This is a genomic window from Streptomyces sp. NBRC 110028 (assembly GCF_001417735.1).
Classification (GTDB): domain Bacteria; phylum Actinomycetota; class Actinomycetes; order Streptomycetales; family Streptomycetaceae; genus Streptomyces.
The window spans coordinates 1-3,611 of record NZ_BBUZ01000095.1 but is presented as its reverse complement, the minus strand read 5'-3'; the positions used below and the strand labels follow the sequence as shown (position 1 = coordinate 3,611).

General features: G+C 70.0%; 1 protein-coding gene. It reads right to left on the bottom strand.

The window, feature by feature from the left end; all coding sequences use genetic code 11:
* The coding region (locus tag ASC60_RS38400; protein ID WP_234357344.1) for an SDR family NAD(P)-dependent oxidoreductase at positions 1–3,592 on the bottom strand (3,592 nt) is incomplete at its 3' end.
* Positions 3,593–3,611: the final 19 nt, after the last annotated feature.

The following is a 3,611-nucleotide window of genomic DNA, read 5'->3' as shown; positions in this document are numbered from 1 at the left end:
GGCCGCTGAACAGGAACACCGTCTGTCCCGAAGTACTCGCCGGTGCTCCGGGGTATACGACTGCCGGGTGCACCGCCCCGGTGGCCAGGGCCTGCAAGCCCGCCGTCAGTTCCTCACGGTTTTCCCCGATCACGACGGCTCGGTGGTCGAAGAGCGAGCGGGTCTTCAGCAGCGACCAGCCCACCTCCACCGGCGATACGTCGTCGTCCGCACCGCAGACATGCTCGGCCAGGGCCGCCGCCTGCCCGCGAAGCGCCTCTGCGTTGTGCGCGGACACCAGCCACGGCACGGCACCGCCGGCGGTGCGAACCGGCGCCACCGGATGCGGGGCTTGCTCCAGGATCAGGTGCGCGTTCGTACCCGAGATGCCGAACGACGACACGCCCGCCCGGCGTGGCTCTTCTCCCTCCGGCCAGGGGACGGGCTCGGTCAGCAGCCGTACATCGCCTTCGGACCAGTTCACATTGGGCGTCGGCTGGTCGATGTGCAGCGAGGCGGGCAGGAGCCCGTGCCGCATCGCCATCACCATCTTGATCACACCGGCCACCCCGGCCGCGGCCTGGGTGTGGCCGATGTTGGACTTGATGGAGCCGAGCCACAATGGCCGGTTGTCCGGTCGGTTCTGTCCGTACGTGGCCAGCAGCGCCTGGGCCTCGATCGGGTCGCCGAGGGTGGTCCCGGTTCCATGTGCCTCGACCGCGTCCACCTCGGAGGCGGCCAGGCGGGCGTTGGCGAGGGCCTGCCGGATCACCCGCTGCTGAGAGGGCCCGTTCGGCGCCGTCAGACCGTTGCTCGTGCCGTCCTGGTTGACCGCCGAGCCCCGTACGAGTGCCAGTACGCGGTGGCCGTTGCGCCGGGCGTCCGACAGCCGCTCCAGCAGGACGAGGCCCACGCCCTCACCCCACACCATGCCGTCGGCGGCCGCGGCGAACGGCTTGCACCGGGCATCGGGGGCCAGGCCGCGCTGGCGGGAGAACTCGATGAACGCGCCCGGGGTGGCCATCACCGTCACCCCACCGGCCAGGGCAAGGGTACATTCGCCCTGCCGTAACGCCTGGGCGGCCAGGTGCATGGCCACGAGCGACGACGAACAGGCCGTGTCGACCGTGACCGCGGGCCCTTCCAAGCCGAACGAATACGCCACCCGGCCGGACACGACGCTGCCGATGTTTCCCGTGGCGACGTAGCCCTCGACATCGCTTGCCGTATCGCCGGTGAGCGACAGATAGTCCTGGGAAGTGACTCCGGCGAAGACGCCGGTGTTGCTGCCGCTCAGCGCGTCACGGTCGATTCCGGCGCTTTCGAAGGTCTCCCATGCGGTTTCGAGGAGCAGTCGCTGCTGGGGGTCCATGGCGAGCGCTTCGCGCGGGCTGATGCCGAAGAACGCCGCGTCGAACGCGGGTGCGTCGTGAAGGAAGCCGCCCTCGCGGACGTAACTTGTACCGGTGTGGTCAGGGTCGGGGTGGAAGAGCGTGTTCAGGTCCCAGTGCCGGTCTGTGGGCATTTCGCTGATGGCGTCGTGACGTGTGACGACCAGCTCCCACAGATCCTTCGGGTTACGTGCGCCACCGGGATAGCGACAGGCCATTCCGACGATCGCGATGGGCTCGTCGAGCGCGGCCGCGGTGGGAGCGTGGGTGGCGACAGCCGTCTGCTGCCCCGTGATGTCGGCACACAGATGGGTCGCGAGGGTGTGCGGTGTGGGGTGGTCGAAGATGAGGGAGGGTGGAAGGTCGATGCCGGTGAGGGTGGCGAGCTGGTTACGGAGTTCGACGGCGGTGAGGGAGTCGAACCCCAGCTCTTGGAACGGCTGGGTGGGTGGAATGGCATCGGGCCCGGTGTGGCCCAGGATGGCGGCCGCCAGGGACTGGATCTGGCGTAGGAGAAGCTGATGCTGCTGAGCGGGGGTGCTTGTATCGAGCTGCTGGCGCAGTGGGGTCACAGCGGACGGGGCACGGCGATGGTTCGCGGTCTGTACGGCGGGCTCGATCAGGTCCGAGAGCAGCGGACTGGGCCGTTGCGCCGTGAAAGTGGCGGGGAACTTCTCCCAGTCGATGTCCGCGATGGTGACGGTGGTGTCGCGATGGTTGAGCGCGTGGTGGAGCGCCGCGACCGCGAGATCGGGGCTGAGCGGAGCCAGCCCGCGCCGCCCGTAGAAGGAGAGCGCCGTTTCGTCGGCGGCCATGCCCGCGTCGCTCCAGGGTCCCCAGGCGATGCTGGTGGCGGGGAGTCCTTGGGAGCGGCGGTGTTGGGCGAGGGCGTCGAGGTAGGTGTTGGCGGCGGCGTAGGCGGCCTGACGGCTGCCGCCCCAGGAGGCCGCGCCGGAGGAGAAGAGGACGAACGCGCTGAGGTCGAGTCCCCTCGTGAGCTCATGCAAATGCTTGGCGGCCAGGGCCTTGGGCTCCAGCACATGCTGGAGGCGTTCCGGCTGGAGATCGGCGATCAGCTCGGTGTCGGAGGCACCGGCGGCGTGGATGACGGTGGTGAGGGGGTGTTCGGCGGGAATGGCTTCGATCAGGTGGTGCAACGCGTCCCGGTTCGAGACGTCGCAGGTGGTGATGGTGACGGTGGTGCCGAGGTCGGTGAGTTCTTGGGTCAGTTGGTCGGCCCCGGGGGCGTCGGGGCCGGTGCGGCTGGTGAGGTGGAGGTGTGGTGCGCCGTTGCGGGCGAGCCAGCGTGCGATGTGGGCGCCGAGCCCGCCGGTGCCGCCGGTGATCAGCGTCGTACCGCTCGGCTGCCACGGAACACGGCTCGCGGACGGCAGAGGAGCGCGACCGAGGCGGCGGGCGTAGGTGCCGGTGGTGCGGATCGCGGCCTGATCCTCGGATTGTCCGGGCGCGAGTAGCGCCGCGAGATGGTCGGAGGTGTGGTGATCGACGACGGCCGGGAGATCGATCAGTCCGCCCCAGCGGCGGGAGTGTTCCAGCGCGGCCGCGCGGCCGAATCCCCAGGTCTGCGCCTGGCACGGACTGGGGAGCGGATCGGCGGGATGGATCGCGACGGCACCCTGGGTGAGACACCACAGGGGCGCGGCGACCTCGGCGTCACCGAGTGCCTGGACGAGGGCGGTGGTGGCGACGAGCCCGGAGGGAACCGCGGCGTAGGCGGGGTGTGGCTCCTGGGTGAGCGCGAGCAGGCTCACGACCCCTGACGGCTCGCCGTCGGCGGTGAGCCGGGTGAGTTCTTCCACCAGACCATCGCGATGGGCTTGACGGGGGTCGAGCGTGTGGGGGAGGGGAGTGGCGCCGTGCCTGGTGAGCGCCTGCACGACGGTTGCTACGGCCGGGTGGTCGGTGTGGTCGGACGGGATGAGCAACAGCCAGGTGCCGGCGAGCGCGGCGGGTGTAGCGGGCGCGGAAAGTTGCGTCCAGGTGGTCCGATACCGCCAGGAGTCGATGACCGCCTGCTCGCGATGCTGTCGCCGCCAGGCCGACAGCGTCGGCAGCACGGTGCCCAACATGGGCTGCTGTTCGGCGGGGGAGTGGAGGGTCGCGGCGAGAGATTCCAGATCCTCGCGCTCCACGGCTTCCCAGAACGCCCGGTCAGCTTGCGTGGTCTCGGTGACATCCGTGGCCGTCTTGGCGGAGGCCAACCAGAAGTGCTCGCGTTGG